Source organism: Mycobacterium sp. HM-7 (genome assembly GCF_053852335.1).
This window is the reverse complement of the sequence record NZ_CM132657.1, coordinates 1,053,185-1,078,925: the sequence shown is the minus strand read 5'-3', so window position 1 is coordinate 1,078,925 and position 25,741 is coordinate 1,053,185. Positions and strand designations below refer to the sequence as shown.

Below are 25,741 nucleotides of genomic sequence, written 5' to 3'. Positions count from 1 at the left end.
CGCTCTCGGAATCTACAGGACCGGGGAAACTTGGCCACTACGCTACGGCACGGCAAACGCGATGGCCAAATTCGGCCGCACCGGTTCCGGCCACCCGTCGCCCATCTGTCGCTGGCAGCGCTACCGAATAACGCAGCAAGACAAGGCATCTGAGAGTAACGCGCTCTTCGCGGGCGTCGGCGTGACACGATCGGAGCATGCCTGTAGATGACGGGTTCCCGCTGCATCTCGATCGCTACCATCTTCCGCAGCCCGAGTGGACCTTCCCGAACGCCCACATCAATCTCTACGCGCAGGACTCCGAACCGGATTTCCCACCGGTTCGCGAGGCACCGCCAGGCGCACCGAACATCTTGCTGGTGCTGCTCGACGATGTCGGATTCGGCTGGCCGAGTGTCAACGGTGGACTCGTGCGCATGCCCACCGCCGAACGGCTGCACAACAAAGGGTTGTTCTACAACCAATTCCACACCACCGCACTGTGCTCCCCCACGCGCGCGGCCCTGCTGACCGGACGCAACCATCACTCCGTCGCCACGGGCGTCATCCAGGAGATGGCCACCGGCTATCCCGGCTACTGCGGCATCATTCCCAAGAGCTGCGCCACCATGGGCGAGCTGCTCAAGCAGGCCGGCTACACCTGTGCCTGGTGGGGCAAGAACCACAATGTGCCCGACAACCAGACCAGCCCCGCCGGGCCCTTCGACAATTGGCCGACCAATCAGGGTTTCGACCATTTCTACGGTTTCATCTCCGGCGAGACCGACCAGTTCTACCCGTCGCTGATCCGCGGAACCACACCCGTCGAGCCGCCGGCCCGGCCGCAGGACGGTTATCAGCTGCAGCGTGACCTGGCCGATGACGCCATCGCGTGGATCCAGATGCAGAAGGCGATCGCGCCCGACCGCCCGTTCTTCGGGTATTTCTCCACCGGCGCCGCGCACGCTCCGCATCAGCCGCCGCTCGACTGGCGGGGACGCAACGTGGGCCGTTTCGACATGGGCTGGGACGAGTATCGCAAGATCGTGCACCAGAACCAGTTGGACATGGGCATCATCCCGGCGGGCACCCAACTCACCGAACGCCCCGATCAAATCCCGTCGTGGGACAGCCAACCCGCCGAGTATCAGGCGCTGTTCGCCCGCCAGGCCGAGAACTTCGCCGACTTCCTGGAGCACACCGACTACGAGGTCGGCCGCGTGGTGGACGCCATCGACGCGATCGGCCAGCTCGACAACACCGTCGTCATCTACATCCTCGGCGACAACGGCTCTTCCGGCGAAGGATCGCTGATCGGTACGCCCAACGAGATCATGAGCCTCAACGGCCAGCAGCCCACCATCGAGGAGTCGCTGCGCTTCATGGACCGCTGGGGACTGCCCGGGACCTCTCCGCATTACGCGGTCGGTTGGGCACACGCCGGGGACACGCCGTTCCAGTGGACCAAGCAGGTCGCCTCCCATTTCGGCGGGACCCGTAACAGCATGATCATCTCGTGGCCGGACCAGATCGCTGAACACGGTGCGGTGCGTTCCCAGTTCCATCACGTGATCGACGTCTTACCAACGCTTTTAGAGGTCGTCGGAATTCGCGAACCGGTGGCGGTCAACGGATATATCCAGCGGCCAATCGAGGGCGTGAGCTTCGCCTACTCGTTCGCGGACGGCGCTGCCACGAGCCGTCATGACAAGCAGTACTTCGAGATGCTGGGCAACCGGGCCATGTACCACGACGGGTGGATCGCGTGCTGCCGACACGGCCGGCTCCCGTGGGAGACGGCCGGCACCTTCTCCTTCGGTGACGACACCTGGGAGCTGTACAACATCGCCGAGGATTTCAGCGAGTCGGTCGATCTCGCCGACCGGGAGCCCACGAAACTCAAAGAGCTGCAAGACATGTTCCTGGCCGAGGCGGCCAAGTACAACGTGTTGCCCCTCGACGACCGCTTCGCCGAACGTCTGGACGTGACACTGCGGCCGAGTTTCTTCACCGGTCGTAAAGAGGTCACCTTCTACCCCGGAATGATCCGATTGCCCGAGGGGTCGGCACCCAAGATGGTCGGCGTCCCGCACGAGATCACGGTGCCGGTGGAGATCCCCGCCGGCGGAGCGGAGGGCGTGCTGGCCGCGCTCGGCGGCGACGCGGCAGGATTCGCGTTGTTCCTCTGGGAAGGCAAAGTCCGTTACCACTACAACTATTTCGGCATCGAGCGCTACGACGCGATCGCGGACGAGCCATTGGCGCCGGGCAAGCACGTCATCGTGGTGGACTTCAAACCCGACAGTCCTCAGCCCGGTGCCCCCGCGCGCGTGACGGTGTCCGTGGACGGCACCCCAGTCGCCGAGACACGCGTCGATCGCCAGGTTCCGCAGCGTTGTGGCACCGAAACATTCGACGTCGGAATGGATTGCGTGTCGCCGGTTTGCGACGACTACACCGACAGGGCACCATTTCCGTTCACAGGAACACTCGGATCGGTGACGTTCAGGTTCGGGGATGTCGACGAGCCCTCGGGCATGGAACGACTGAAACTGGCCACCAAACTCGACTAGCCCGCCGGCGAACCGTGGCACACCAAGAAACGGCCATCAACCTCTAGCCAACGACAACTTTCGAAGCTTGAAGGAGAACCACATGCCCGACGGCAAACCCAACATCCTGGTCATCTGGGGCGACGACATCGGCATCAGCAACCTGAGTTGTTACAGCGACGGGCTCATGGGCTACCGCACCCCGAACATCGACCGCATCGCCGCCGAGGGCATGCGCTTCACCGATTCCTACGGCGAGCAAAGCTGCACCGCGGGCCGGGCGGCGTTCATCAGCGGGCAGAGCGTGTACCGCACCGGGATGAGCAAAGTCGGCGTGCCGGGCGTCGACATCGGTTGGGCCGCAGAGGATCCGACCATCGCCGAACTGCTGAAGCCGCTAGGCTACGCCACCGGCCAGTTCGGCAAAAACCACTTCGGCGATCTGAACAAGTACCTGCCGACGGTGCACGGCTTCGACGAGTTCTACGGCAACCTGTATCACCTCAACGCCGAAGAAGAACCCGAGCAATTCGACTACCCGCACAAAGACCAGTTCCCCATGCTCTACGAGAAGGCGCTGCCCCGTGGGGTGATGGACTGCAAGGCCACCACCGAGGTCTCCACCGAACCCGACGACCCGAAGTTCGGTCCGGTCGGCAAGCAGACCATCAAGGACACCGGCCCACTCACGGCCAAGCGCATGGAGACCATCGACGACGACATCGCCGACCGCACCGTCGACTACATCAAACGGCAGCACGAGGCGGGCAACCCGTTCTTCGTGTGGTGCAACTTCACCCACATGCACCTGTACACGCACGTGAAGCCGGAGAGCCGCGGTCAGGCCGGGCTGTGGCAGTCCGAGTACCACGACGCGATGATCGACCACGACAAGAACGTCGGCACCGTGATCGATGTGCTGGACGAGCTCGGCATCGCCGACGACACCATCGTCATCTACTCCACCGACAACGGCCCGCACCGCAACACGTGGCCCGACGGCGGCACCACGCCGTTCCGCAGCGAGAAGAACACCAACTGGGAGGGTGCCTTCCGGGTGCCCGAGCTGATCCGCTGGCCCGGAAAGATCAAGGCGGGCAGCGTCTCCAACGACATCATCCAGCATCACGACTGGCTGCCCACACTGCTGGCCGCCGCCGGCGACCCCGACGTCGCCGACAAGCTCAAGAAGGGCCACAAGGCGGGCGCCGACGGCGAGACCGAGTACAAGGTCCACATCGACGGTTTCAACCTGCTGCCGTATCTGATGGGCGAGGTCGAGCACAGCCCGCGGCGTGGCTTCTTCTACTTCAACGACGACGCCGAGTTGGTCGCGATGCGCTTCGAGAACTGGAAGATCGTCTTCGCCGAACAACGCTGCCAGGGCACGCTTCGGATTTGGGCCGAGCCGTTCACGCCGCTGCGCGTACCCAAGCTGTTCAACCTGCGCACCGACCCGTTCGAGTACGCCGACATCACGTCCAACACCTACTACGAGTGGTTCCTGCGGCGAGATTTCTTCGCCTTCTACGCGACGGCAATGGCTTCGATGTTCCTGGACACGTTCAAGGAATTCCCGCCGCGGCACCCACCCGCCAGCTTCAGCATCGATCAAATCGTCGAGAAGCTGCACGAGTTCTTGGCCTCGGACTAAAGGCGACAGGTGCTGGAGCATTGGAACGACGGCCCGACGAAGTCGGCGATCGTCGACTTCGTCGGGCGGGTCACCACCGAAGGACCGGATTTCGTTGCGCCACAAGACCGGATTGCGGTCTTCGACAACGACGGCACGCTGTGGTGCGAGAAGCCGGCATACGTCCAGCTGGATTTCCTGGTGCGCCGCCTGGCTGCGCAGGCCGCTGCGGAGCCGGCGCTCGCCGCGCGGCAGCCGTACACCGCAGCCGCGGCGGGCGACCTGGCGTGGTTCGGCGATGCCGTCACCAAACATTACGAAGGTGACGATAGTGAACTGAAAATCCTTGCTGCCGGCATTCTTTCGGCCAACGACGCCATCACCGTCGACGAACTCACCGAGCGGGTAACGGGGTTCTTCGCCGAGGTCCGGCATCCCACGCTGGACCGGCCGTACACCGAATGCGGCTATGTGCCGATGATCGAACTGCTGCGTTACCTGGAGTCGAACGGGTTCACCTGCTACATCGTCTCCGGCGGCGGACGGGATTTCATGCGGCCCGTCACCGGCGGCATCTACGGCATCCCGCCGGAGCGGGTGATCGGCAGTTCGGTTGCGCTGCAATACAAAGACGGCGACCTTTACACCACGTCACAGCCGGAATTCCTCGACGACGGTCCGGTGAAGCCGGCCCGAATCTGGGGCCGGACCGGTCGCCGGCCCATCTTCGCCGCGGGGAATTCCAACGGTGACATCGAGATGCTCGAATACGCCCGAGGCTTCCGCCTGCTGGTGTTGCATGACGATGTCGAACGCGAATTCTCTTATGTCGCAGGAGCAGAACGTGTGCTGGAGCTGGCGAAGTCCGAAGGGTGGGCGGTCGCGAGCATGCAGTCCGACTGGGGCGAGGTGTTCCCCCGTTGACCCTGGTCTGGATTCCTCCGCAGACCACCGTGCTGGGCTCCGATGACCACTACCCCGAGGAGGCGCCGGCCCGCGAGGTCACCGTCGATGGATTCTGGATCCAGCCTCACCAGGTGACCAACGCCGACTTCGCCGCGTTCGTCGAGGCCACCGGTTACGTCACCGTGGCAGAACGGCCACTCAACCCGGCCGACTATCCCGGCACCCCGGCGGAAAATCTGCAACCCGGCTCGATGGTGTTCCGGCGCACGCCCGGCCCCGTCGACCTGCGTCACCTCAGCCAGTGGTGGACGTGGACGCCGGGCGCGTGCTGGAACCATCCGCGTGGCCCGAAGTCGTCACTGCGGAACCGCGAGCACCACCCCGTCGTGCACGTGGCGTTCGATGACGCTGCGGCATACGCCGAGTGGGCCGGGCTGGCCCTGCCCACCGAGGCGCAGTGGGAGGTCGCGGCCCGCGGCGGCCTGGACCGCGCCACCTACACCTGGGGCGACAAGCCCGAGCAGCCCGGCCAACGGCTGGCCAACTTCTGGCACGGCGAGTTCCCGTACCTGCCCGACACCGGCTACGGCCAGACCGCGCAGGTCGGCAGCTTCCCGCCGAACGACTACGGCCTGTTCGACATGGCCGGCAACGTCTGGGAGTGGACCACCGACTTCTACGGGGCGACCCGCGACTGCCAACCGTGTTGTGCCGCAGACAGTTACGATCCCGACCAGCCGCAGTTCCAAGTAGCGCGCCGGGTGATCAAGGGCGGTTCGTTCCTGTGCGCGGACAGCTACTGCCAGCGCTACCGGCCGGCGGCCCGCCGCCCGCAGGCAGTCGACACGGGCATGAGCCACATCGGATTCAGGTGCGTGCGGACCGACGCGTAGCCGACTCAGCTGCCGACTGGACAGAGGACATCGACGAGGGCGGACGGCGCTCCGCCGTTGCCGCAGACGCTGCCGGAGCGAGTGCGACCGCCGCCGTTCACGCGCCCGCTGTGCCGGCGATGGACCGAACCACGGCGACAATGTCACCGACTGGCGGAATGTCGGCTGCGGTGACGGCGTGATGGGCATACGCAACGCGTCCGTCACGGCCCACGACGAAGGTGCCACGACCCTGCAGGATGTCCGACGTCACCTTGCCGGCGCGGCTACCCGAGCGCAGGACGCGAATCAAACTCATCGGAGAGAACAGGGCATAGCGCCTGATCGAAAAGCGCTCGACTTCCGTTGCCCGCTCAAGTTCCCGCCGAGGGTCACTGACGCAGTTGGCAGTGAGCTCTCGGTCGGCGCAGGACGCGACCACCGTGGCGACGTCTTCGCGATAGACGATTACCACGCGCGCGCCCGCCGCCGCGAGTTGGTCACTGACGCGTTCGAGATCGCGGGCAGCCTGCTGACAGAACGGGCACCAGAGCCTGTGAAATGCCACCACGACGGGTCCGGTCGCAATCAGCTGCGCGACGGTGACCTGTCCATCGGCTGCGGTCACCGAGACATCGACCGGAAACTGATCTCCCACAACAAGACTCACTGCCACCTCCCATCATTCTGTAGTCCAGACATCTGCCGGACAGCGGCATTCGCCAATTCTGTACTACAGAGTACAGAAATTGGACTGATTGATACATTGGTCAGGTGATTACCGAACCGGCGACCGACCGCGGCCGTGCGACGGTGGCCCGGATCCTCGAGGCAGCATGCGTGTTGTTCGCCCGGCAGGGCGTGCGAGCGACGACGCTCGACGAGATCGGCACCGTCGCCGGCGCCGGTCGCAGCCAGATGTATCACTTTTTCGCGGACAAGGCCGACCTGGTGTCCGATGTGGTCCGATTCCAGGTCGACCGGGTGCTGTCCGCGGTCCAGCCATCATTCGACGACGTCAACACCGCAGCCGATCTGCGCGCATGGTGCGCCGACGCGCTCCGCGCGCACGCATCCTCTGATGACCCCATCCGCTGCCCCATCGGATCGCTCGTCTACGAACTCGACCGTTCCGCCGACGGCTCGGCCCGCGCGACACTCAAGGCCGGGTTCGGCCGCTGGGAGCAGATCATCGCCGATGCCTATCAGCGAGTCGCCGATGACGGCGGGTTGCTGCCCGACACCGACCCCGCCGCGCTGGCCGCCGGCCTACTCGCGGCATACCAGGGCGGGATGCTGCTGGCCGATGTCTGCGGCGACGTCGCGCCGTTGCAACATGCGCTGGACACCGCGTTGGCGGCCGCAGTGGGGCCACCGCCGGCGCGAAAGCGATCACGCTAGCTCGGTGAACACGTCGCCGCCGCTGAGACGCGATCGGTGAGTGCGTCGCCCAAGGTCCACAAGGACACCCCGAGGAGCACCAGGTCCTTCAGCAGAAACTGGCCCGGCAGCGCACCGAGTATCGGGATGGGCCCGGCATGCCCGACGAACAGTCCCGGCGTGGTGAACAGAAAACTCAGTGTGCCGACGAACAACACCACCGCTATCGCGCTCCCCGCCGCCGACAGCAGCGGCCACAGCGGCCGGACCGCGATGAGCACCGCGGCGAGAATCTCGGCGGTACCCAGCACCGCTGCCACAGCATGGTGGCTGAGCACCAGGTAAATCCAGGACATCAGCGGGTTGTGCTCGATGAGCACATGAGCTTCCATTTTCACGTACTTGCCGATGCCGATCCAGGCCAGCACGACGACGAGTCCGTACCTGGCAACCGTCTGACCGGCAGTCGTGATGCGGCCCGCCAGGGCCGCGCGCTGAACCGACAACTGACCATCCCCATTCTCGACATCTACCCATGCCCGGTCACCTCTATGTACTATACAGTACATTAATTGTACTTTCCAATACATAAGTGATGCGCCAGGTGTCCGTGTCCGAATACCCCGCAAGATCCGCACATCCCTAGATCATTGCAATCTGCAATAGTTGCAGTAGGGTTGTATATGACGCGCGCATCGGCCGGCCGTCACTGCGCTCGACGCTTGCGCGTGTAGGTGACACCTGATCACCGCGAGCTGAAAGGGCGGCAGTTGTGAAGATCGTGAAGAACGTCAGACCCCCAACAGGATTGACCAGATTCCTGTACCGACTACCCATCTACGCCTACAGAGCTCACCTCGGCTGGGTGTTCGGGGAACGCATTCTGTTGCTGCACCACCTGGGGCGAGTGTCCGGCAAGCCACGCCTGGCGGTTCTGGAGGTCGTCGAACACGATTGTGCGAGCGACAGTTTCGTCGTCGCCTCTGGATGGGGACCGAATGCCGCCTGGTACCAGAACGTGCTGCACACACCGGACGTCACCATCGACGTGGGGCGGCGAACCATTCCCGCGACAGCGGTGGCGCTCGATACCGACGAGGGAGCGGACGTCTTCGCCCGCTATGCGATGCGTCATCGCGTGCTGGCGAAGCAGGCTCTCCCGCGCGTGATGGGGTTCTCAGTCGACGGTTCCGAAGCCGATTTCCGGGAGGCGGGGCGACACCTGCCCTTCGTCCGATTCGTCCCGCGCCGCGGCGGCTCGTCGACCTGAAAATCGACCATCTGCGGTGGGCACTGACCGCCCTGCGGTCCGCCCACACGGCGCATTAACTATTATCGCATAATGCAACAATTGTTGTCCGCGATTATTGGAGGGTGGCGCGGCGCGGCGCGAAGGTGGAGCCTGCGCCGAGCCGTTGCGTGTGGGGCCGTGGCGACCGCATTGGTGCCAGTGTCGGGGTGCGACAACAAGGTTCCTGATCGTCGCGCCGATGTCGACCACCTCAGTGCGCAGCTGGGTTCGATGCCCGGAGTGGAGGCGGCTCACGCCGACTACGCGAACCGCTGGTCCGAGGGCGCCGTGATGTTCACCATCCATGTCGATGTCGCGGACAGCTTGACCGCCGAGGGCCTCGCCGCCATCGTGGACACCTATCTGCAAAACCTGTCATCCGGCCGATACCGCGACTACCACACCGAGCTCGACGTGCGCCGCGGATGGAACGTCTTCGCCGTCGACAGCAGTGGCCGTCCGTTGACCAACACCACCCAAATCCTCGACCAGGCGCGCAACTGGATTGCCTTGCGCGCCATGCTTCCTGGGGCCACCGTCGCTCTGCGCTCCACGGTCAGTCATCCGTTGGCGCACCTGACCCCGAGGGAGACCGAAAGTTCGAACCTCGCTGACATCGATCTTCCCGAGAACGCCCACGGCGTAGGTATCGCGACTGCCGTCAGTACGATCGCAACCCATTTCCCGTATCTGGCTGCCTTGAAGTGGACGGTCAGCGCGGCCCATGCGGAAGACCGGATTGCGTTTACCGGGCGCTTCCCGACGTCCGCCGAACTCGACCTCTGGCGCCGGCTGAACTCCGACCAAACCATCGCGCACACCGACAGCATGCAGATCAACGGACCGGTCACTCCCCCGGTATGGATTTCCGAAGCCACGGCGGGCACCGACTCCATCGACGTCGCATTGACGCTGGCGAACCGGCACCTGCCGCTGGCCGCGACACTGCCGGCCCCGGTGCTGTACACCGCAGGCAGTCAACTTTCGGGCCACATCGGGGGCTACGGGGTCTCACGGGGACCGGTGGCGATCACCATCGGCGGATGTACGCGGCGCGATCTACGCGTCTATCAGCCCACTGCCGGCGAACGCGCCCTGATTCACCGCTACGAGAACTGCCGCCAGTGACCACCAACTGGCTCAGGAGGTGATGCCGTGGACGGTCTGGCGATGGCCACCGCCGAGCGCAGCGACCTGGCTGATCTTCTGGAGACTCTGACGCCCGAGCAGTGGGAGACGCCGTCGCTGTGCCAGGGCTGGCGGGTACGGGACGTCGTCGCTCACGTCATGAGCTTCGACGAGGTGGATCTTCTCGGCATGTTTCGCCGTGCCATCCGAGGCCGGATCGTCCATGTCAACCAGGTGGGCGTTGACGAGCTCGCCACCCTCACCACCGCACAGCTCCTGCGTCGGCTGCGGGCTCATCTGCGGCCGCAGGGGCTCGCCACTACCTTCGGCGGCCGGCTCGCTCTGCTGGACGTCACCATTCATCATCAGGACATCCGCCGTCCGCTGGGTATCCCTCGCCAGATCCCGGCCGAACGGCTGCGGTGGGTCCTGGGGGCCAGCTTGTACAGCCCCGAGCTCCCCGCGTGGCACCTCGCCCGCGGCATCCACCTCGCTCCGACCGACCTGGACTGGGAGCACGGCTCGGGACCGGTAATCACAGGGCCGGCAGAAGCCATGCTGATGGCGATCACCGGAAGACGAAGTGCCGTTGGCGAGTTGGCCGGGCCGGGGAAACGGGTGCTGGCCGGCCGACTCGCGCACTGAAGCATCAGCTCGACGACGACAACAAGTCAGCCGACTCACGGCATCGCCGCGCTCGGTCCGTCAGGTTAGAAATCGATGATCGCCGGCGGTTCTCCGCCGGCTTCGGTGAAAGCGGTGAGTGCACCGACCATGCCCTGACGCTGCCGCGCCGGCATCGCCTCCACAACCCGGGCGATTTCCGCGCGGCGACGCGCAGTGACGGTGCGCACGACTTTGCGGCCGCGCGCAGTCAGTTCCACCACCAGCTCGCGGCGCGACGTGGGATGCGGGCGACGGTCGATCAACCCAGCGACAACCAGCCGGTCGGCCATTCTGCCGATCGTCGACGGTTGCACATCGAGCAGCCCGGCCAACGTCGCCAGGTTCGTGATGCCGCGGTTGGACAAGATCACCAGCACCCGGAATTGCGGAATGGTGATCGTGTCGTCCACCTCAGCGATAGACCGAGCCGAAATGCTGACCAACAGCCGCGATGCGGTGATCAAAGCATCGGTAATGGCATCGACCGATTGGCCGGCCGTTGTCTTGGTCTGCGCGTTCACCCGGGGGACCCTCCTCGGACATCAGGCTAATCCGCTCCCCGACAGGTCAGGCGCCGAGCCCCGGCCGGCCACCGGGTCGTTTCTCCCCGCCGGTGTGAACAGATTTGATAATCTGTTCACACCGGCAAGGTCGCGGCCGGCCGGCCCAGCCGTCGATCACGCCAGGAGAAATCAGTGAGCACACAGCGCAGCGCCCTCGTCGTCGGCGGGGCTTCCGGTATCGGCTGGGCCACCGCCCAGGGCCTTTCGGCACAGGGCTACCGCGTCACCATCGCCGACCGGAATGCCGAGCTGGCCGAGGCTCGCGCCGCCGAACTCGGCGCCCCGCACACCGCAGTCACCGTCGACGTCACCGACGAAGCGTCCGTCGCCGCGGTCTTCGAACAGGCCGGCGAGCTCGACGCCGTCGTCAGCTGCGCCGGGTTCTCGACCTTCGGCCTCATCGTGGACATGCCGGTCGAGGATTTCCGCGCCGTCGTCGACTGCTGCCTGACGGGGTCGTTCATCGTCGCCAAGTACGCCGGGCGCCAACTCCGCGCGGGTGGATCACTGGTGTGCATCTCGTCGCTCAACGGCCGCCAGCCGGCCATCGGCATGAGCGCCTACAGCGCCGCCAAGGCGGGCCTGTCCATGCTGACCGAGGTGGCCGCATTAGAGTTGGGCCCCAAGGGAATTCGCGTCAACGCCGTCGCCCCCGGGTTCGTGCACACCCCGCTGACCGAGGGCGCTGCATTGATCCCCGGCGTCGTCGACGAGTACGTGGAGAACACCGCACTGGGCCGCGCCGGCACCCCAGAGGACATCGCGAACGCCGTGCTGTTCCTGTGCTCCGAGCAATCGTCGTGGATGACGGGCGAGGTGCTCGACCTCAACGGCGGCGCGCACCTCAAGCGGTACCCCGACATCATGAGTCACGTACTCAAGCTCGCGTCGGGGTAGCCGCCGGCCGCAAATCCGACAGAATCACCGTCATGGACACCGATTTCACGGTCACCCAGAAGCGGGCACTCGCCGTCGCGACGGTTCTAGCGGTCGGGTTCGGCGCGTATTTCCTGCGCGGGCAGTTCATGCTCGTCGTGGTCGCCGGAGTGGTGGCCTATCTGTTCACGCCATTGTTCCGCCGGCTGTCGACCCGGCTCAGCACCGGCCTGTCGGCCACGCTGACCCTGCTGGCCGCACTTTTCATGGTGATCGTGCCGATCGCCGCAGCCGTCGCGATCGGCATCATGCAGATCACCATCATGATCCGCAACGTGTCGGACTGGGTGAGCCGCACCGACATGGGTGCCCTTGGCACCCGCTCGCTGCGGGCCGTCAACGACCTGCTGGCACAAATCCCGTTCCTGCACGACGTGACCCTGACGCGTGAGTCGCTACAGAAATGGATCATCACGTTCGCGCAGCGGGCCGGCGAATGGGGCCTGAACGTGCTGCAGGACGCCGCTGGCGGACTGTTCGGCGCGCTCGCCGGTGCCGTGATCTTCCTGTACGTGTTCATCTCGCTGCTGGTCAACGGCGACCAACTGGTCCTACTGATCCGGCGGCTCAATCCGCTCGGCGAGGAGGTCACCGACCTGTACCTGGCCAAGATGGGTGCCATGGTCCGCGGGACGGTCCTCGGCCAGTTCGTCATCGCGCTGGCCCAGGGCGTGGCCGGCGCGATCTCGATCTACATCGCCGGCTTCCACGACGGGTTCTTCATCTTCGCGATCCTGCTGAGCGCACTGTCGGTGATCCCGCTCGGTGGCGGCATCGTCAGCATCCCGTTCGGGATCGGGATGGCACTGTTCGGCAATGTCGGCGGCGGCCTGTTCGTCATCGCGTTCCACATCCTGGTCGTCACCAACATCGACAACGTGCTGCGGCCGGTCCTGGTGCCGCGAGCAGCCCGGCTGGACTCCGCCCTGATGCTGCTGTCGGTGTTCTCCGGGATCGCGATGTTCGGTTTCCTGGGTCTGGTGATAGGCCCGGTGCTGATGATCGTCGTCGTCACCACGATCAGCGTGTATCTCGCTGTCTACAAAGGTGTTCCGCTGACCGAGCCGGAACCTGACGAACCCCGCCCACCCGGCCGCCTGGCACGGTTGATCGCCGCGATGCGACGTAAGGAACCCGCTAACGCAGCGGCTGCGCCTTCTGCGTCGCCTCGGCCAGAGTCCGATAGTCCGCCGCACTCGCCGAACCACTGACGGCGACCTGCGCCGGGCCGGTCGGGCCGTCGAGCTTGGCGGTCCAGATCGGCTCGGTGCCCTGCTGGTCTTCGCCGGCTCCTTCGTACACCACCCAGTGCACGCCGCCCAGGTCCTGCGCACCGGTCGGGTACATCCCGGTGTGAATCGAGGACACCAGCTTTTCCTCGTCGGCATTGCTCTGGACCAGCGCCACATACATCCCGGCAGCGGTCAGATAGCCCACCTTGGACGTCAGCGCCCGCGTCGGCTGCTTGGTGACGGGGTCGATGCGGCCCGCCTCGATGCCGCCACGCGACCCGGAGTTGGCGTGCCAGCCGGACGGCAGCTCCGGCACCCGGATCGGAATGTGCATCGCGGCCGCGTCGGCCTTGAGCGCGGCCGGGGCGTCGTACTGCGGTGCCGGCCCCTTACCCGGCCCCTGCGGCGCGAACGAGCACATCCCGAGCATCCCGGCGAGCGCGATACATGCCACCACCAGCGGTGCGATCGACCAGAACATGTCCCGGCCGTCCTGCAGCAGCCGGTCCTTCGCCGGGCGGGGCACCGGCACCGACTGGCCCTCGGCGACTGCCTCGGGCACGGCGGCGGGCTGCCCATCGGATGGGGCGGCTGGCCGCTCTCCTGGTTCCGGCGATGATGACGTCACAGTGCTCAGTATCCCAACTCCCGAACGCGCACCGCCAAATGGCTAATGGGACAATCTGCGCATGACGCCTTCGCGCCGGGAAGCCCCAGACCGCAACCTCGCACTCGAACTCGTACGGGTCACCGAAGCCGGCGCCATGGCCGCCGGCCGGTGGGTCGGTCGCGGCGATAAGGAAGGCGGCGACGGCGCGGCCGTTGACGCCATGCGTGAGCTGGTCAATTCGGTCTCGATGCGCGGCGTCGTGGTCATCGGCGAGGGCGAGAAGGACCACGCCCCGATGCTCTACAACGGCGAAGAGGTCGGCAACGGCGACGGCCCCGACTGCGACTTCGCCGTCGACCCCGTCGACGGCACCACCCTGATGAGCAAGGGCATGCCCAACGCCATCTCGGTGCTGGCGGTCTCCGAGCGCGGCACCATGTTCGACCCGTCGGCCGTCTTCTACATGAACAAGATCGCCGTCGGCCCGGACGCGGCCGACGTCATCGACATCACGGTGCCCATCGGCGAGAACATCCGCCGCGTCGCCAAGCGGCTCAACGAGTCGGTGGCCGATGTCACGGTGTGCATCCTGGACCGGCCCCGGCACGCCCAGCTGATCAGCGAGGTCCGTGAAGCCGGTGCCCGCATCCGGCTGATCTCCGACGGCGACGTCGCCGGCGCCATCTCGGCCTGCCGCCCCGAATCCGGGACCGACATCCTCGCCGGCATCGGCGGGACGCCCGAGGGCATCATCGCCGCGGCCGCCATCCGCTGCATGGGCGGCGCGATCCAGGCCGTCCTCGCCCCCACCGACGACGACGAACGCCAGCGCGCCCTGGACCGCGGCTACGACCTGGAGCGCGTGCTGACCACAGAAGACCTGGTCGCGGGCGACAACGTGTTCTTCTGCGCCACCGGCGTCACCGACGGCGACCTGCTCAACGGGGTGCGCTACTTCGCCGGCGGTTGCACCACCCAGTCGATCGTGATGCGGTCGAAGTCCGGCACCGTCCGGATGATCGAGGCCTATCACCGGCTGTCCAAGCTCAACGAGTACTCCGCGGTGGACTTCACCGGAGACCTCTCCGCCGCACACCCCCTGCCGTAACTACCGTTCACCTCAACAAAAGGGAGCACATGTCCGACAACGCTGTCGAAGTGGATTACCGGATCGAGCACGACACCATGGGCGAAGTCCGGGTGCCGATCAACGCTCTGTGGCGCGCGCAGACCCAACGAGCGGTGGACAACTTCCCCATCTCGTTCCGTGGTCTGGAGCGCACCCAGATCCGTGCTCTGGGTCTGCTGAAGGCCGCCTGCGCGCAGGTCAACAAGGACCTGGGCCTGCTGGCCCCCGAGAAGGCCGACGCCATCATCGCCGCCGCCGGTGAGATCGCCGACGGTCTGCACGATGACCAGTTCCCCATCGACGTGTTCCAGACCGGCTCGGGCACCAGCTCGAACATGAACGCCAACGAGGTCATCGCGTCCATCGCGGCCCGGGCCGGCGTTGAGGTCCACCCCAACGACCACGTCAACATGTCGCAGAGCTCCAACGACACCTTCCCCACCGCCACGCACATCGCGGCGACGGAAGCCGCTGTGCGCCACCTGATTCCGGCGCTCGAGGTGCTGCACGAGTCGCTGGCCAACAAGGCCCGCGCGTGGCGCACCGTCGTCAAGTCCGGCCGCACCCACCTGATGGACGCGGTGCCCGTCACCCTCGGCCAGGAGTTCGGCGGCTATGCCCGCCAGATCGAGGCCGGCATCGAGCGCGTCAAGGCGACGCTTCCCCGTCTGGGTGAGCTGGCCATCGGCGGCACCGCCGTCGGCACCGGCCTCAACGCCCCCGACGGCTTCGGCGCCAAGGTGGTCGAGGTGCTGGTGAACCAGACCGGCATCGCCGAACTGCGCACCGCCGCAGACTCTTTCGAGGCTCAGGCCGCCCGCGACGGACTCGTCGAGGCGTCCGGCGCGCTGAAGACCATTGCCGTGTCGCTGACCAAGATCGCCAACGACGTGCGCTGGATGGGCTCCGGCCCGCTGACCGGCCTCGGCGAAATCCAGCTGCCGGACCTGCAGCCGGGTAGCTCGATCATGCCGGGCAAGGTGAATCCCGTTCTGCCCGAAGCGGTTACCCAGGTGGCCGCGCAGGTGATCGGCAACGACGCGGCGGTCACCGTCGGCGGCCTGTCCGGCGCCTTCGAGCTGAACGTCTACATCCCGATGATGGCCCGCAACGTGCTCGAGTCCTTCACGCTGCTGTCCAACGTCTCGCGCCTGTTCGCCTCCAAGTGCATCGACGGCCTGGTCGCCAACGAGGACCACCTCCGCACGCTGGCGGAGTCGTCGCCGTCGATCGTGACGCCGCTGAACTCGGCCATCGGCTACGAGGAAGCCGCCAAGGTGGCCAAGGAAGCCCTCAAGGAGAAGAAGACCATCCGGCAGACGGTCATCGACCGCGGCCTGATCGGCGAAAACCTCTCCCTGGCCGAGCTGGACAAGCGTCTTGATGTGCTGGCCATGGCGAAGGTCAAGGACAGCGAGTAGTTTCTCGCCAGCTGTCGCGAAAACCTCCAGAATCATTGGATTCTGGGGGTTTTTGCGTTTCGCCGGGAGGGGTTCGAAGATGGGCGGCGTTGACCCTGCGCTGACGGTCACGAAGATCGAGTAGCGAAGGCCCAGGCCGCAGGATCAACGTGAGACCGACGTTGATTCCGCGGCTAGGGCGCAAAATCCCGAGTGCGCGGGACCCAGGCCGCAGGATCAAGTGACAGAGCTCCGGAGGACCGCTCGGCAGCAACCAGCTCACATCGTGGGTGAAGGGAATGTGAACAGGTCCTTACTGGACAGATACTGCCGGGAAACGGGATCCGACCCGTGCGTTTGCAATTGTGTTGCAATGACGGCCGAGCTCACCGATTCTCACCGAGGTGCCCGGCTGGACGCGGTCCCGTGCATGACGCACCGCCGCTATCACGTGCCGCACACACACGCGGGCGAGCCGTTGCCCAAACCCCAGGCCGAGGTCCTCAAACTTGTGACGACATCACCGGGTCAGCGCAATGCGGATGTCCTGCAGGCCCGGCTGTTCATCGAACTGCTCGAGGACGAGCTGGCCGAGTTGCACCTGCAACTGGCGGTGACGGAGCGCCGGGGGGCGAAGCAGGGCGCCGACAAGCATCTCGACGTGCTGCGCGGACGCATCGCCGAACTTCTGGCGATGGTCGACGCGATCGCCGACCGCTTCCCCACTGCGTAGCGGTACCTCGCAGCTACTGGCCGTTGTTCGAGCCGCCGGAGTTGGCGCCCGGGATGTCCGTGATCGGGATGTTCGGCATCGGCGGCGGCGATGGGGTGTTGGGCAGCGTGGGAATCTCGGCCGGCGGAATGTCGGTCAGATCGTTGACCGGCGGGCCGTTGTCCCGGCTGCCGTAGCTGGTGCCCGGTTCGCGGTGGCCGACCATGTGGCTGACCGTCACCATGTGGTAGCCGTTGGCCTTGAGGACGGGGATGAACTGCTGCACGAGATCGACCGTCGACGAATAGGTGTCGTGGAACAGGACCACCGAATTCGGCTTGATCTGCGTCATCAGCATGTAGCGGGTGGCCGCGGTGTTGGAGTCATTGGCCCAGTCGAAAGGGATGACGTCCCAGTTGATGTCGGCCAGGCCCTGCTTCTTGGCCTCGGCGAGCACCTGGTCGTTGATCAGGCCGCCCGCGGTGCGCACCAGTTTCGGGCGCTGCCCGGTGGCCTTCTCGATGGCGTCGCTGGCCTTGCTGAACTGGCCCGCGATGAACTCCGGCGGGATGGTCGTCATGTTGGGGTGTTCCCAGGTGTGGCTGCCCAGTTCCATCCCGGCGTCGACGACGCGCTTGGCGCCGTCCGGGTTGGCGGCGACCTTGTTGCCGATCTCGAAGAACGTCGCCTTGGCGTCGTTGTCCTGCAGCACCTTCAGCAGCCGGTCGGTGTAGGGGCTGGGACCGTCGTCGAAGGTGAGCGCGATGCACTTGTACTTGCTGCAGTCGACTTCGTCGGCCTTGGCGACGTTTCCGGTCTGGCACCCGACCACGACGATCGTCACACCGGCACACACGCCGAGGACGGTTCGCCAATAGGGCCAGGCCTTGTTCTCTCGTCGCACTCAATCACCTTACCGACGCCGCGATTTGTGCACGAAAACCCGTGTTCAGCGCGGAGAATCGTGCACAAATCGCGGCGCGGCTCAGGTCACGGCAGGGTGCCGGGGCTGATCTCCTCGAGCATCTCGGTGACGAGCGCGGCGATCGGCGACCGCTCGCTGCGCATCAGGGTGATGTGCGCGAACAGCGGGTGACCCTTGAGCTTCTCGATCACCGCGGCGACACCGTCATGCCGGCCGACGCGCAGGTTGTCGCGCTGGGCGACGTCGTGGGTGAGCACCACGCGGGACCCGGAGCCGAGTCGCGACAGCACCGTCAGCAGCACGTTGCGCTCCAGCGACTGGGCCTCGTCGACGATGACGAACGAGTCGTGCAACGAGCGGCCGCGAATGTGCGTCAGCGGCAACACTTCCAGCATTCCGCGGGAGAGCACCTCCTCCAGCACGGCCGGGCTGGCCAGCCCTTCCAGGGTGTCGAAGACGGCCTGCGCCCACGGGCCCATCTTCTCGCTCTCGCTGCCCGGCAGGTAGCCAAGGTCTTGTCCACCAACGGCATACAGCGGCCGGAACACCACGACCTTGCGCTGGGTACGGCGCTCGAGCACCGCCTCCAGGCCGGCGCACAGCGCCAGCGCCGACTTGCCGGTACCGGCCTTGCCACCGAGCGAGACGATGCCGACGGACTCGTCGAGCAGCAGATCGAGGGCGACGCGTTGTTCGGCTGACCTTCCCCGGAGGCCGAACACTTCGCGATCACCACGGACCAGCTGCACCCGCTTCTCGGCGTTGACCCGGCCCAGCGCGTGCGAGGTGCCACCGAGCAGCCGGATTCCGGTGTGGCACGGCAGATCCCGCGCTTCCAGCAGGTCGACCTCGCCGTCGGCGAACAGGCTGTCGATGTCCTCGGGCGTGGCGTCCATCTCGGTCATACCGGTCCAGCCCGACGTGATGACGTCCTGGGCGTGGTACTCGTCGGCGAGCAGGCCCACCGCGCCGGCCTTGACCCGCAGCGGAATGTCCTTGCTGACCAACGTAACTCGCTTGCCCTCGGCAGCGAGGTTGGCGGCGCAGGCCAGGATGCGGTGGTCATTGGTATCGGTCCGGAAGCCTGACGGCAGCACCGACTGGTCGATGTGGTTCAGCTCCACCTGCAGCGAACCGCCTTGTGTCCCAACAGGAATCGGCTGATCCAGCCGACCGTGTTCCAACCGCAAGTCGTCGAACATGCGCAGTGCCTGCCGGGCGAACCAGCCCAGTTCGTGGTGGTGGCGTTTACCCTCCAGCTCACTGATGACCACCAGGGGGACAACCACTTCGTGCTCGGCGAAACGCGTGCATGCCCAAGGATCGGACAGCAGCACGGAGGTATCGAGCACGTAGGTACGGACCTGCGAATCAGACACGTGGCGCTCCTCGGCCCGTGCGGCCCCACACGAGTACTTCGGTGGACGCAGCGGTACCTGGACCGGGGCCGGTCCCAATCTCTAATCGGGTACCGCCCGGATAGCAGAGCAGTTCGCTAGCCATCACCGGCGACGCTACTCCCGGCCACCGCCCCACGCTGACGGCGCGCCGTGACTGTTTTGTGACGTCTAGATGAACTGGGCGAGCGACGGTTCGCCGCTCAATCCCCACGCCTTGATGCGGTCGGAGATGACGGTGCGCAACGCCGCGGCATCGAAGATGCCCGCGTCGGCGACGACCTGGACCTTGTCCTGGTAGGCGTCGATGTCCGCACCGATGACCTCGATGCCGGCAGCGCGGGCCGCGATGGCGGCGATGGTCTCGTCGCGGTGCGTCTCCAGCAGGTGCGTCACCAGATTGGCGAAGAACTCCTCGTGGCGTTCTTCGTCGCGGGCGATGCGGCCGGCCATGGCGGCCAGCACGGGCTCCTCGATCTGGGCCTGCAGGTTGCGGGTGAAGACGGCGTGCGCGCGCTCGAAGAACGCCATGAAGACCAGCGTCTCGATCTGGCTGAACTTGTCGGCGCGGTAGCCCTTCATCGCGTGCGCGACGCGCACGTCCTCGTTGGCGGTCGGGTCGATCTCGCGGGTTACGACGAGGTAGTTGCGCAGCGCGATGGCGTGCAGGTGCTCCTCGGCGGTCCACCGGCCCAGCCAGCGGCCCCACTTGTCCTCGAGGATGAAGTGTTCGACCAGCTCACGGTGATAACCCGCGAGGTTGTCCTTGGTGATGAGCAGGATTTCCAGCGCATCGGTGACCGGCTTCGGCAGCGTGACGCTCGAGGCGTCCCAGTCGGTGCCACCGAGGAAAGCGAAGTTCTCTCCTTCCTCGAACGGCACGTAGTCGTGGGCGTACCAGGCTTCCTCGGTCGCGAGGTGCCGGGACAGCTCGGTATCCACCACGGGCTCGAGCTCGAGGGTCAGTGCGTTGGCAACTGGTTTCTCAGCCATGAAAGTAACTGTAACCCGAGTTCACATGTTTTTGAAATCAGGCCCGCCGAAACGTAACCAAGGCGCGACGACAGTGGGGCCTACGACCGAGAATTCGCTGATTCTGCGGTCATAGGCCCCACTGTCGGTGTCAGAAACTCAGAGCGTCAGCCCCGGGTACAGCGGGTTGGCGTCCAGCATCTCGGCCGACGCACCGCGGACGCGGTCAGCGGTGCCGTCGGCCAGCGTGTACTTGGCCTTGGACGGGCCGTTGGGGCCCGCGTCGGCGGAGGTGTTCTTGAGCACGTCGACGACCAGCTCGGCGACCTTGTCGAACTCGTCGGCGCCGAAGCCGCGCGAGGTGAGCGCCGGGGTGCCGAAGCGGATGCCGCTGGTGTACCAGGCGCCGTTCGGGTCGTTGGGGATGGCGTTGCGGTTGGTGACGACGCCGGCGTCCAGCAGCGCCGACTCAGCCTGCCGGCCGGTGAGGCCGAAGGACTGCACGTCCAGCAGCACCAGGTGGTTGTCGGTGCCGCCGGTGACCAGCGTGGCGCCGCGCTTGAGGAAGCCGTCAGCCAGTGACTTGGCGTTGTCGGCGACGTTCTGGGCGTAGGTCCGGAACGCGGGCTGACGGGCCTCGGCCAACGCAACGGCCTTGGCGGCCATCACGTGCGACAGCGGGCCGCCGAGCACCATCGGGCAGCCCTTGTCGACGGCCGGGGCGTACTCCTCGGTGGCCAGCACCAGGCCACCGCGCGGCCCGCGCAGCGACTTGTGCGTCGTGGTGGTGGTCACGTGGGCGTGCGGCACCGGGTCTTCGTCGCCGGTGAACACCTTGCCGGCGACCAGGCCCGCGAAGTGGGCCATGTCGACCATCAGGGTGGCGCCGACCTCGTCGGCGATCTCGCGCATCTTGGCGAAGTTCACCCGGCGCGGGTACGCCGAGTAGCCGGCGACCAGCACCAGCGGTTTGAACTCGCGGGCCGCGGCGGCGACGGCGTCGTAGTCGATCAGACCGGTCTGCGCGTCAGTGCCGTAGCTGCGCTGGTGGAACATCTTGCCCGAGATGTTCGGCCGGAAGCCGTGCGTCAGGTGGCCGCCGGTATCCAGCGACATACCCAGCAGGCGCTGGTTGCCCAGCTTGTTGCGCAGGGTCTCCCAGTCCGCCTCGGACAGGTCGTTGACGTGCTTGGCACCGAGCTCGGCCAGGCCGGGGGCCTCGATGCGGGTAGCCAGAATGGCCCAGAACGCGACGAGGTTGGCATCGATGCCCGAGTGCGGCTGCGCGTAGGCGTAGGGCGCGCCGAACAGCTCGCGGGCGTGCTCGGCGGCGAGTGCCTCGACGGTGTCGACGTTCTGGCAGGCCGCGTAGAACCGGTGTCCGACGGTGCCCTCGGCGTATTTGTCCGAGAACCAGGTGCCCATGGTCAGCAGCACGGCCGGCGACGCGTAGTTCTCGCTGGCGATCAGCTTCAGCGAACTGCGTTGATCCTCAAGCTCTTTCCGGGTCGCCGCGGCGACCCGGGGCTCGACGGATTCGATGACCTGAAGAGCGGCCTGATAGGCGGCGCTTGAGGTCTCGGCGTAATCAGCGCCGGAAGCCGCGGGCAAGGTGGATGACGAGTCTGCTGCCATGGCGCTCAGCCTAATAGGGGCGGTCGTGGCCGTTCACCTGACCCGGGCCTGGATATCCCGGGTCGGGGTACGGCCGCTGCAGTGGCCGGGCGGGCGCGAGGCTACGGCTGAGCTTGGAGAACAGCACGCACCACGCGACGGGCCCGGCGATGACGCAGCCCCACCAGAGCAGCCCGCTCACGGTTTCCGACCAGGACGGCTCGCCCAGCAGTTTCATCAGGATCGACGACGTGGTGCCGCTGTCACCGCCGTCGGCGCAGAACACGCCGAAGCCGAACATCGCCGACCACACGATCACCTGCGCGCGGGTCTGGGCAGGGGTCAGCTGCCGCCCGGGCAGCTGCCGGATCATCCTGGTCGTCATCGTCAGGCAGATCAGCAGTGCCGGCGAGACGAGGACGACGAACACCGTCATCCACCCCAGCGGCGCGAATAATCCGCGCCCGATCGCCATCCACACCACCAACAGGATGTTGAGTGGCATGGCCTTGCCCGCGCTGTCCCGCCGCAGGGTCGCCATTGCCGCCTAACCGCGCAGCGACGACGGGATCAAGGGCTCGTCGAGCAACCGGCCGAAGCGCGCGGTGAGGCTCACGCCGTCGGGCCGGGCATCGAGCCAGCCGCGCAGCAGGCGGTAGCCCTCGACATACGTCGACGTGTACGCGCGCCACAGCGGCGACGACAGGAACCGCATGGACTGCCGCGCCCGCTCCGGGCTGGTCAGCAGCCAGCGCTGCAGGAAGGCGACGACGTCGTCGGCGTCGCGATGTTCGTCGTGCAGCATCAGCGCGGCGTCCTGGCGGACGTCGGCCAGAGCGGCGCTGGCCGACGAAATCGCTTCTGCGCGTTCGCCATCGAAACGCAGGCCCAGGTCGGCGTAGATGTCGGCCGCCCACGCGCCCCAGTGGTCGGGCACGGCCGCGTGCAACGCCAGGTCCGCCAGGCCCTCCGCCATCAGGCACTGCGGGGTGTTGACCAGGAAGATCGTCTGCTCGGCCTGGCCGCCCACCTCGACGAGGCCGGCTTCTTTACGGCAGTGCTCGGTGTGGTGTCCCGGGTACGACTCGTGCGCCACCAGCCGCGGCAGGTTCGACATCTGCTGCTTGAGGTCCGCGTTGACCGCGACCGTCGACCGGAAATTGCCCTCGTAGTAGTTGAAGCCCGACCACGGCTTGTCGGTGACGATCTCGTAGTTGATGGTCTCGGTGTCCGGCAGCGGGAAGTCGGCCCGGACGCGATCGCGCAGCGCGGACGAGAACGCATGGATGCACTCCTCGAGCCGCTCCGGCGGAATCTCCTCGCCCGAGCGGTGGGCCTGCATGCGCTCGACCAGCGGGCCACTGCCGCCCAGTGCCTCGTCCAGCGCCCGGTGCGCCTCGCGGTACCGGTCCTCGTCGCCTTTGGCGATCGAGACGTCGAAGTAGTCGCGGACCTCGTCGACGAAGCCGACGTCCTCCCCCGCGAACTTGCGCCCCGCGCAGTCCAGGGCCCGCAGATGGGCCTTGAGGTAATCCGCACGCTGCGGGTCCAGGCCGGAGGCGTCGACCTCGTCGTGCAGGCGGCGCGCCTGGCGGGCCAGCGCCGCGGGGTCCGGCGCGGCCTCGTCGGCGACCGCGTGCCGCAGCGCGGGGTCACCGGTGAACGAGTCGACGTAGCCCTCCTCGATGCGGTCGAACCGCAGACCGAGCAGCAGATATTCGCGGATCAAGGCGTCGGCGGCGGTATCGGGAACCGGCATCGGGATGTGCCCAGTGCTCATACCCGCCCACGTTAGCCGGTACCCCCGCGTTCATTCCCCGGCAATTACTGCAAGACTGAGCGCATGCCGCGGCCGAGCGAGCCGAGTCCCTACGTCGAGTTCGACAGGCGCCAATGGCGCGCTCTGCGTATGGCGACTCCGCTGAAACTCACTGCTCATGAACTGCTGGGTCTGCGCGGTATGGGCGAGCAACTCGACCTGCTGGAAGTCGAAGAGGTCTACCTGCCGCTGGCCCGTCTGATCCACCTGCAGGTCGCCGCCCGGCAGCGCCTCTTCGCGGCCACCTCCGAGTTCCTCGGCGAACCGCAGCAGAGCCCGGACCGTCCGGTGCCGTTCGTCATCGGCGTGGCCGGCAGCGTCGCCGTCGGCAAGTCGACCACCGCCCGTGTGCTGCAGGCCCTGCTCGCCCGCTTCGGCCACCACCCCCGCGTCGACCTGGTGACCACCGACGGTTTCCTGTACCCGAACGCCGAGCTGATGCGGCGAAAGATCATGCACCGCAAGGGCTTTCCAGAGAGTTACGATCGCCGGGCGCTCATGCGGTTCGTCACCGCGGTCAAGTCGGGCGCCGATCAGGCGTCCGCCCCGGTGTACTCCCACCTGATCTACGACATCGTGCCCGGCGAGAAGGTCGTCGTCCGGCACCCCGACATCCTGATCATCGAGGGCCTCAACGTCCTGCAGACCGGGCCGGCCCTGATGATCTCGGACCTGTTCGATTTCTCGGTGTACGTCGACGCCCGTATCGAAGACATCGAGCAGTGGTACGTGTCGCGGTTCCTGGCGATGCGCGCCGGCGCCTTCGCCGATCCGCAGTCGCACTTCCACCACTACTCGACACTGACCGACGAGCAGGCCATCTTCGCCGCGCGCGACATCTGGCAATCGATCAACCTGCCCAACCTGATCCACAACATCCTGCCGACCCGGCCGCGGGCCACCCTGGTGCTGCGCAAAGACGCCGACCATTCGATCAACCGGCTGCGCCTCCGCAAGCTCTAACCCATTTCCCGCGAGCGGCCGTGTCTGTACGCCGACACGCGGTCTGTGGCGTACATTTTGCGGCCGCTCGCGGGCAGTGAGTGTGCAGCTCAGGCGCGGCGGACGCCCTGGTACTGCAACTCCGCCATCGCCAGCGTGTACACCGCACTGACGATCATCATGGCCACTCCCGTCGCCGTCAGCGGCCAGACGTCGTCGACCACGGCCAGCACCGCGGCGATGGTGAAGACCACGTTGGCGATCGCCACCGCGATGCCGGGACGCCGCACCGCCGCCATGGTCGAAAGCCCGTAGACGCCGACGCCGTAGACGACGAGGACCGCGGCCAGTACGTAGACGGCCGACTGCGGGATGCCCGACTCCGACGCGACCGCGCCGGCCGCGGCCGCCAGAATGACGCCGCCGGTGCCGCTGATGAGGGCATCGGCGCGCAGGGCCAGCCGCAGCAGACGATCGGAGCGGACGCGGACGGGTGAGGTGATGGTGGTCATGGAGTTGCCTTTCGTTGGAGGGGATGAAGGCCGGTGCGGGGACGTCTACTGCAACCTCTGTCAGTGACGCCCCCGCCCGGCGGGGAGGGAGTCACGCCAGACGGCGCACTCCGAGGTATTGCAGCCAGGCGCAGCCCAGGCCCACAGCCATGACTGCAAGCACCAGGACGTTGCCTGCCGCGGTCAGTGGGAGCACTCCGGATGCCAGCACACCGAGCACTGCGGCGGTGCCGATCAGGTTGCCGATCAGCACCCCCCGCCCGACGCGCCGAATCTTGGGGACGGCCGCCAGGACGTACAGAGCAAACCCCCAGACGACCAACACCGCGCCGATGATCCATTCGGACGTCGCCGACAACCCCGACAACCGGGACAGCGGATCAGCGGTGAACGCCATCAGCAGGCCGGTGAGCGAGCACAGCGTGCCGTCGACGCGGAGGGCGAAGCGGAGCAGGGAATCGGAACTGTCGGACAGTGGTCGGGTGTGGAGCCCGGGGTTGATTGCGGTCATGGCGGTCGCTCCTTGCGGTGCCGGTGTGGGGACACCCATGACACTGCTCGGACCGCGCTG

The 25,741-nt window shown here is 66.4% G+C and carries 26 protein-coding genes; 14 read left to right on the top strand and 12 right to left on the bottom strand.

The genetic code is table 11. The features are described 5' to 3' along the window. Positions 1-197 precede the first annotated feature (197 nt). The 4 genes from ACWW1C_RS05200 to ACWW1C_RS05185 all read left to right on the top strand — a co-directional run bounded on the left by ACWW1C_RS05200 (position 198) and on the right by ACWW1C_RS05185 (position 5,963). Complete coding sequence (locus tag ACWW1C_RS05200) at positions 198-2,552, top strand: arylsulfatase (RefSeq protein ID WP_455982455.1); 2,355 nt, start codon at positions 198-200, stop codon at positions 2,550-2,552. A gap of 82 nt (positions 2,553-2,634) precedes the next feature. Further along, positions 2,635-4,185 (top strand): arylsulfatase, encoded by a 1,551-nt coding sequence (locus tag ACWW1C_RS05195; RefSeq protein WP_455982454.1) that lies wholly within the window; start codon positions 2,635-2,637, stop codon positions 4,183-4,185. A 9-nt stretch (positions 4,186-4,194) separates the two neighbouring features. Next, positions 4,195-5,088, top strand: coding sequence for an HAD family hydrolase (locus ACWW1C_RS05190; RefSeq protein WP_455982453.1), 894 nt, complete (start codon positions 4,195-4,197; stop codon positions 5,086-5,088). After that, positions 5,085-5,963: a formylglycine-generating enzyme family protein gene (locus ACWW1C_RS05185; RefSeq protein ID WP_455982452.1), complete on the top strand. Its 879-nt coding sequence runs from the start codon at positions 5,085-5,087 to the stop codon at positions 5,961-5,963. Before ACWW1C_RS05190 ends, ACWW1C_RS05185 begins: the two co-directional genes overlap by 4 nt. A 97-nt stretch (positions 5,964-6,060) precedes the next feature. Here the strand turns inward: ACWW1C_RS05185 and ACWW1C_RS05180 are convergent, their stop codons facing one another. After that, positions 6,061-6,612: a redoxin domain-containing protein gene (locus tag ACWW1C_RS05180; protein ID WP_455982451.1), complete on the bottom strand. Its 552-nt coding sequence runs from the start codon at positions 6,610-6,612 to the stop codon at positions 6,061-6,063. A gap of 104 nt (positions 6,613-6,716) precedes the next feature. Between ACWW1C_RS05180 and ACWW1C_RS05175 the strand changes: the two genes are divergently transcribed. Next, positions 6,717-7,343 carry a TetR/AcrR family transcriptional regulator gene (locus ACWW1C_RS05175; RefSeq protein WP_455982450.1) on the top strand — a complete coding sequence of 209 codons (627 nt, stop codon included), beginning with the start codon at positions 6,717-6,719 and terminating at the stop codon, positions 7,341-7,343. On the opposite strand, the gene ACWW1C_RS05170 is transcribed toward ACWW1C_RS05175, so the two are convergent. After that, positions 7,340-7,828, bottom strand: a complete 489-nt coding sequence (locus tag ACWW1C_RS05170) for a DUF417 family protein (protein ID WP_455982449.1) — start codon at positions 7,826-7,828, stop codon at positions 7,340-7,342. The genes ACWW1C_RS05175 and ACWW1C_RS05170 overlap by 4 nt on opposite strands. 266 nt (positions 7,829-8,094) lie before the next feature. On the opposite strand from ACWW1C_RS05170, the gene ACWW1C_RS05165 reads away from it, so the two are divergent. The 3 genes from ACWW1C_RS05165 to ACWW1C_RS05155 all read left to right on the top strand — a co-directional run bounded on the left by ACWW1C_RS05165 (position 8,095) and on the right by ACWW1C_RS05155 (position 10,386). Beyond that, entirely contained in the window at positions 8,095-8,592 is a 498-nt protein-coding gene (locus tag ACWW1C_RS05165) for a nitroreductase family deazaflavin-dependent oxidoreductase (RefSeq protein ID WP_455982448.1), read from the top strand. A 159-nt stretch (positions 8,593-8,751) separates the two neighbouring features. Beyond that, positions 8,752-9,741: a hypothetical protein gene (locus tag ACWW1C_RS05160; RefSeq protein ID WP_455982447.1), complete on the top strand. Its 990-nt coding sequence runs from the start codon at positions 8,752-8,754 to the stop codon at positions 9,739-9,741. 42 nt (positions 9,742-9,783) lie between these two features. Next, positions 9,784-10,386, top strand: a complete 603-nt coding sequence (locus tag ACWW1C_RS05155; RefSeq protein ID WP_455984152.1) for a maleylpyruvate isomerase family mycothiol-dependent enzyme — start codon at positions 9,784-9,786, stop codon at positions 10,384-10,386. Positions 10,387-10,451: 65 nt separating this feature from the next. On the opposite strand, the gene ACWW1C_RS05150 is transcribed toward ACWW1C_RS05155, so the two are convergent. After that, on the bottom strand, positions 10,452-10,928 hold the full coding sequence (locus ACWW1C_RS05150) for a MarR family winged helix-turn-helix transcriptional regulator (RefSeq protein WP_455982446.1): 477 nt from the start codon (positions 10,926-10,928) through the stop codon (positions 10,452-10,454). Positions 10,929-11,102: 174 nt separating this feature from the next. Here ACWW1C_RS05150 and ACWW1C_RS05145 point away from each other — a divergent pair, with 174 nt between their 5' ends. Together ACWW1C_RS05145 and ACWW1C_RS05140 are read left to right on the top strand one after the other, a co-directional pair. Next, the gene (locus tag ACWW1C_RS05145) at positions 11,103-11,867 is read left to right on the top strand and encodes an SDR family NAD(P)-dependent oxidoreductase (RefSeq protein ID WP_455982445.1); all 765 of its coding nucleotides are present in this window, start codon (positions 11,103-11,105) and stop codon (positions 11,865-11,867) included. 32 nt (positions 11,868-11,899) lie between these two features. After that, positions 11,900-13,117, top strand: coding sequence for an AI-2E family transporter (locus tag ACWW1C_RS05140; protein WP_455982444.1), 1,218 nt, complete (start codon positions 11,900-11,902; stop codon positions 13,115-13,117). Here ACWW1C_RS05140 and ACWW1C_RS05135 read toward each other — a convergent pair. Further along, positions 13,044-13,700: a DUF4245 domain-containing protein gene (locus ACWW1C_RS05135; protein WP_455982443.1), complete on the bottom strand. Its 657-nt coding sequence runs from the start codon at positions 13,698-13,700 to the stop codon at positions 13,044-13,046. The two genes, ACWW1C_RS05140 and ACWW1C_RS05135, sit on opposite strands and share 74 nt — an antisense overlap. A 127-nt stretch (positions 13,701-13,827) precedes the next feature. On the opposite strand from ACWW1C_RS05135, the gene glpX reads away from it, so the two are divergent. The 3 genes from glpX to ACWW1C_RS05120 all read left to right on the top strand — a co-directional run bounded on the left by glpX (position 13,828) and on the right by ACWW1C_RS05120 (position 17,010). Continuing rightward, the gene (gene glpX / locus ACWW1C_RS05130) at positions 13,828-14,856 is read left to right on the top strand and encodes a class II fructose-bisphosphatase (RefSeq protein ID WP_020099221.1); all 1,029 of its coding nucleotides are present in this window, start codon (positions 13,828-13,830) and stop codon (positions 14,854-14,856) included. Positions 14,857-14,885: 29 nt separating this feature from the next. Continuing rightward, positions 14,886-16,298 carry a class II fumarate hydratase gene (locus ACWW1C_RS05125; protein ID WP_455982442.1) on the top strand — a complete coding sequence of 471 codons (1,413 nt, stop codon included), beginning with the start codon at positions 14,886-14,888 and terminating at the stop codon, positions 16,296-16,298. A 352-nt stretch (positions 16,299-16,650) separates the two neighbouring features. Next, positions 16,651-17,010, top strand: a complete 360-nt coding sequence (locus ACWW1C_RS05120; protein WP_455982441.1) for a hypothetical protein — start codon at positions 16,651-16,653, stop codon at positions 17,008-17,010. A 13-nt stretch (positions 17,011-17,023) separates the two neighbouring features. Here the strand turns inward: ACWW1C_RS05120 and ACWW1C_RS05115 are convergent, their stop codons facing one another. The 6 genes from ACWW1C_RS05115 to ACWW1C_RS05090 form a co-directional block, all read right to left on the bottom strand. Continuing rightward, positions 17,024-17,893 carry a polysaccharide deacetylase family protein gene (locus tag ACWW1C_RS05115; protein WP_455982440.1) on the bottom strand — a complete coding sequence of 290 codons (870 nt, stop codon included), beginning with the start codon at positions 17,891-17,893 and terminating at the stop codon, positions 17,024-17,026. Between the two features lie 86 nt (positions 17,894-17,979). Further along, complete coding sequence (locus ACWW1C_RS05110; protein ID WP_455982439.1) at positions 17,980-19,293, bottom strand: PhoH family protein; 1,314 nt, start codon at positions 19,291-19,293, stop codon at positions 17,980-17,982. 189 nt (positions 19,294-19,482) lie between these two features. Further along, on the bottom strand, positions 19,483-20,304 hold the full coding sequence (locus ACWW1C_RS05105) for an acyl-ACP desaturase (RefSeq protein WP_455982438.1): 822 nt from the start codon (positions 20,302-20,304) through the stop codon (positions 19,483-19,485). A gap of 138 nt (positions 20,305-20,442) precedes the next feature. Continuing rightward, complete coding sequence (locus ACWW1C_RS05100; protein ID WP_455982437.1) at positions 20,443-21,918, bottom strand: glycine hydroxymethyltransferase; 1,476 nt, start codon at positions 21,916-21,918, stop codon at positions 20,443-20,445. A 10-nt stretch (positions 21,919-21,928) separates the two neighbouring features. Further along, positions 21,929-22,438: a hypothetical protein gene (locus ACWW1C_RS05095; RefSeq protein WP_455982436.1), complete on the bottom strand. Its 510-nt coding sequence runs from the start codon at positions 22,436-22,438 to the stop codon at positions 21,929-21,931. Positions 22,439-22,444: 6 nt separating this feature from the next. Then, on the bottom strand, positions 22,445-23,677 hold the full coding sequence (locus ACWW1C_RS05090) for a DUF885 domain-containing protein (protein ID WP_455982435.1): 1,233 nt from the start codon (positions 23,675-23,677) through the stop codon (positions 22,445-22,447). A 63-nt stretch (positions 23,678-23,740) separates the two neighbouring features. On the opposite strand from ACWW1C_RS05090, the gene coaA reads away from it, so the two are divergent. After that, entirely contained in the window at positions 23,741-24,679 is a 939-nt protein-coding gene (coaA, locus tag ACWW1C_RS05085; protein ID WP_455982434.1) for a type I pantothenate kinase, read from the top strand. Between the two features lie 89 nt (positions 24,680-24,768). On the opposite strand, the gene ACWW1C_RS05080 is transcribed toward coaA, so the two are convergent. Both ACWW1C_RS05080 and ACWW1C_RS05075 read right to left on the bottom strand, forming a co-directional pair. Further along, positions 24,769-25,170, bottom strand: a complete 402-nt coding sequence (locus ACWW1C_RS05080; RefSeq protein ID WP_455982433.1) for a hypothetical protein — start codon at positions 25,168-25,170, stop codon at positions 24,769-24,771. 91 nt (positions 25,171-25,261) lie between these two features. Further along, complete coding sequence (locus tag ACWW1C_RS05075; RefSeq protein WP_455982432.1) at positions 25,262-25,681, bottom strand: hypothetical protein; 420 nt, start codon at positions 25,679-25,681, stop codon at positions 25,262-25,264. Positions 25,682-25,741: the final 60 nt, after the last annotated feature.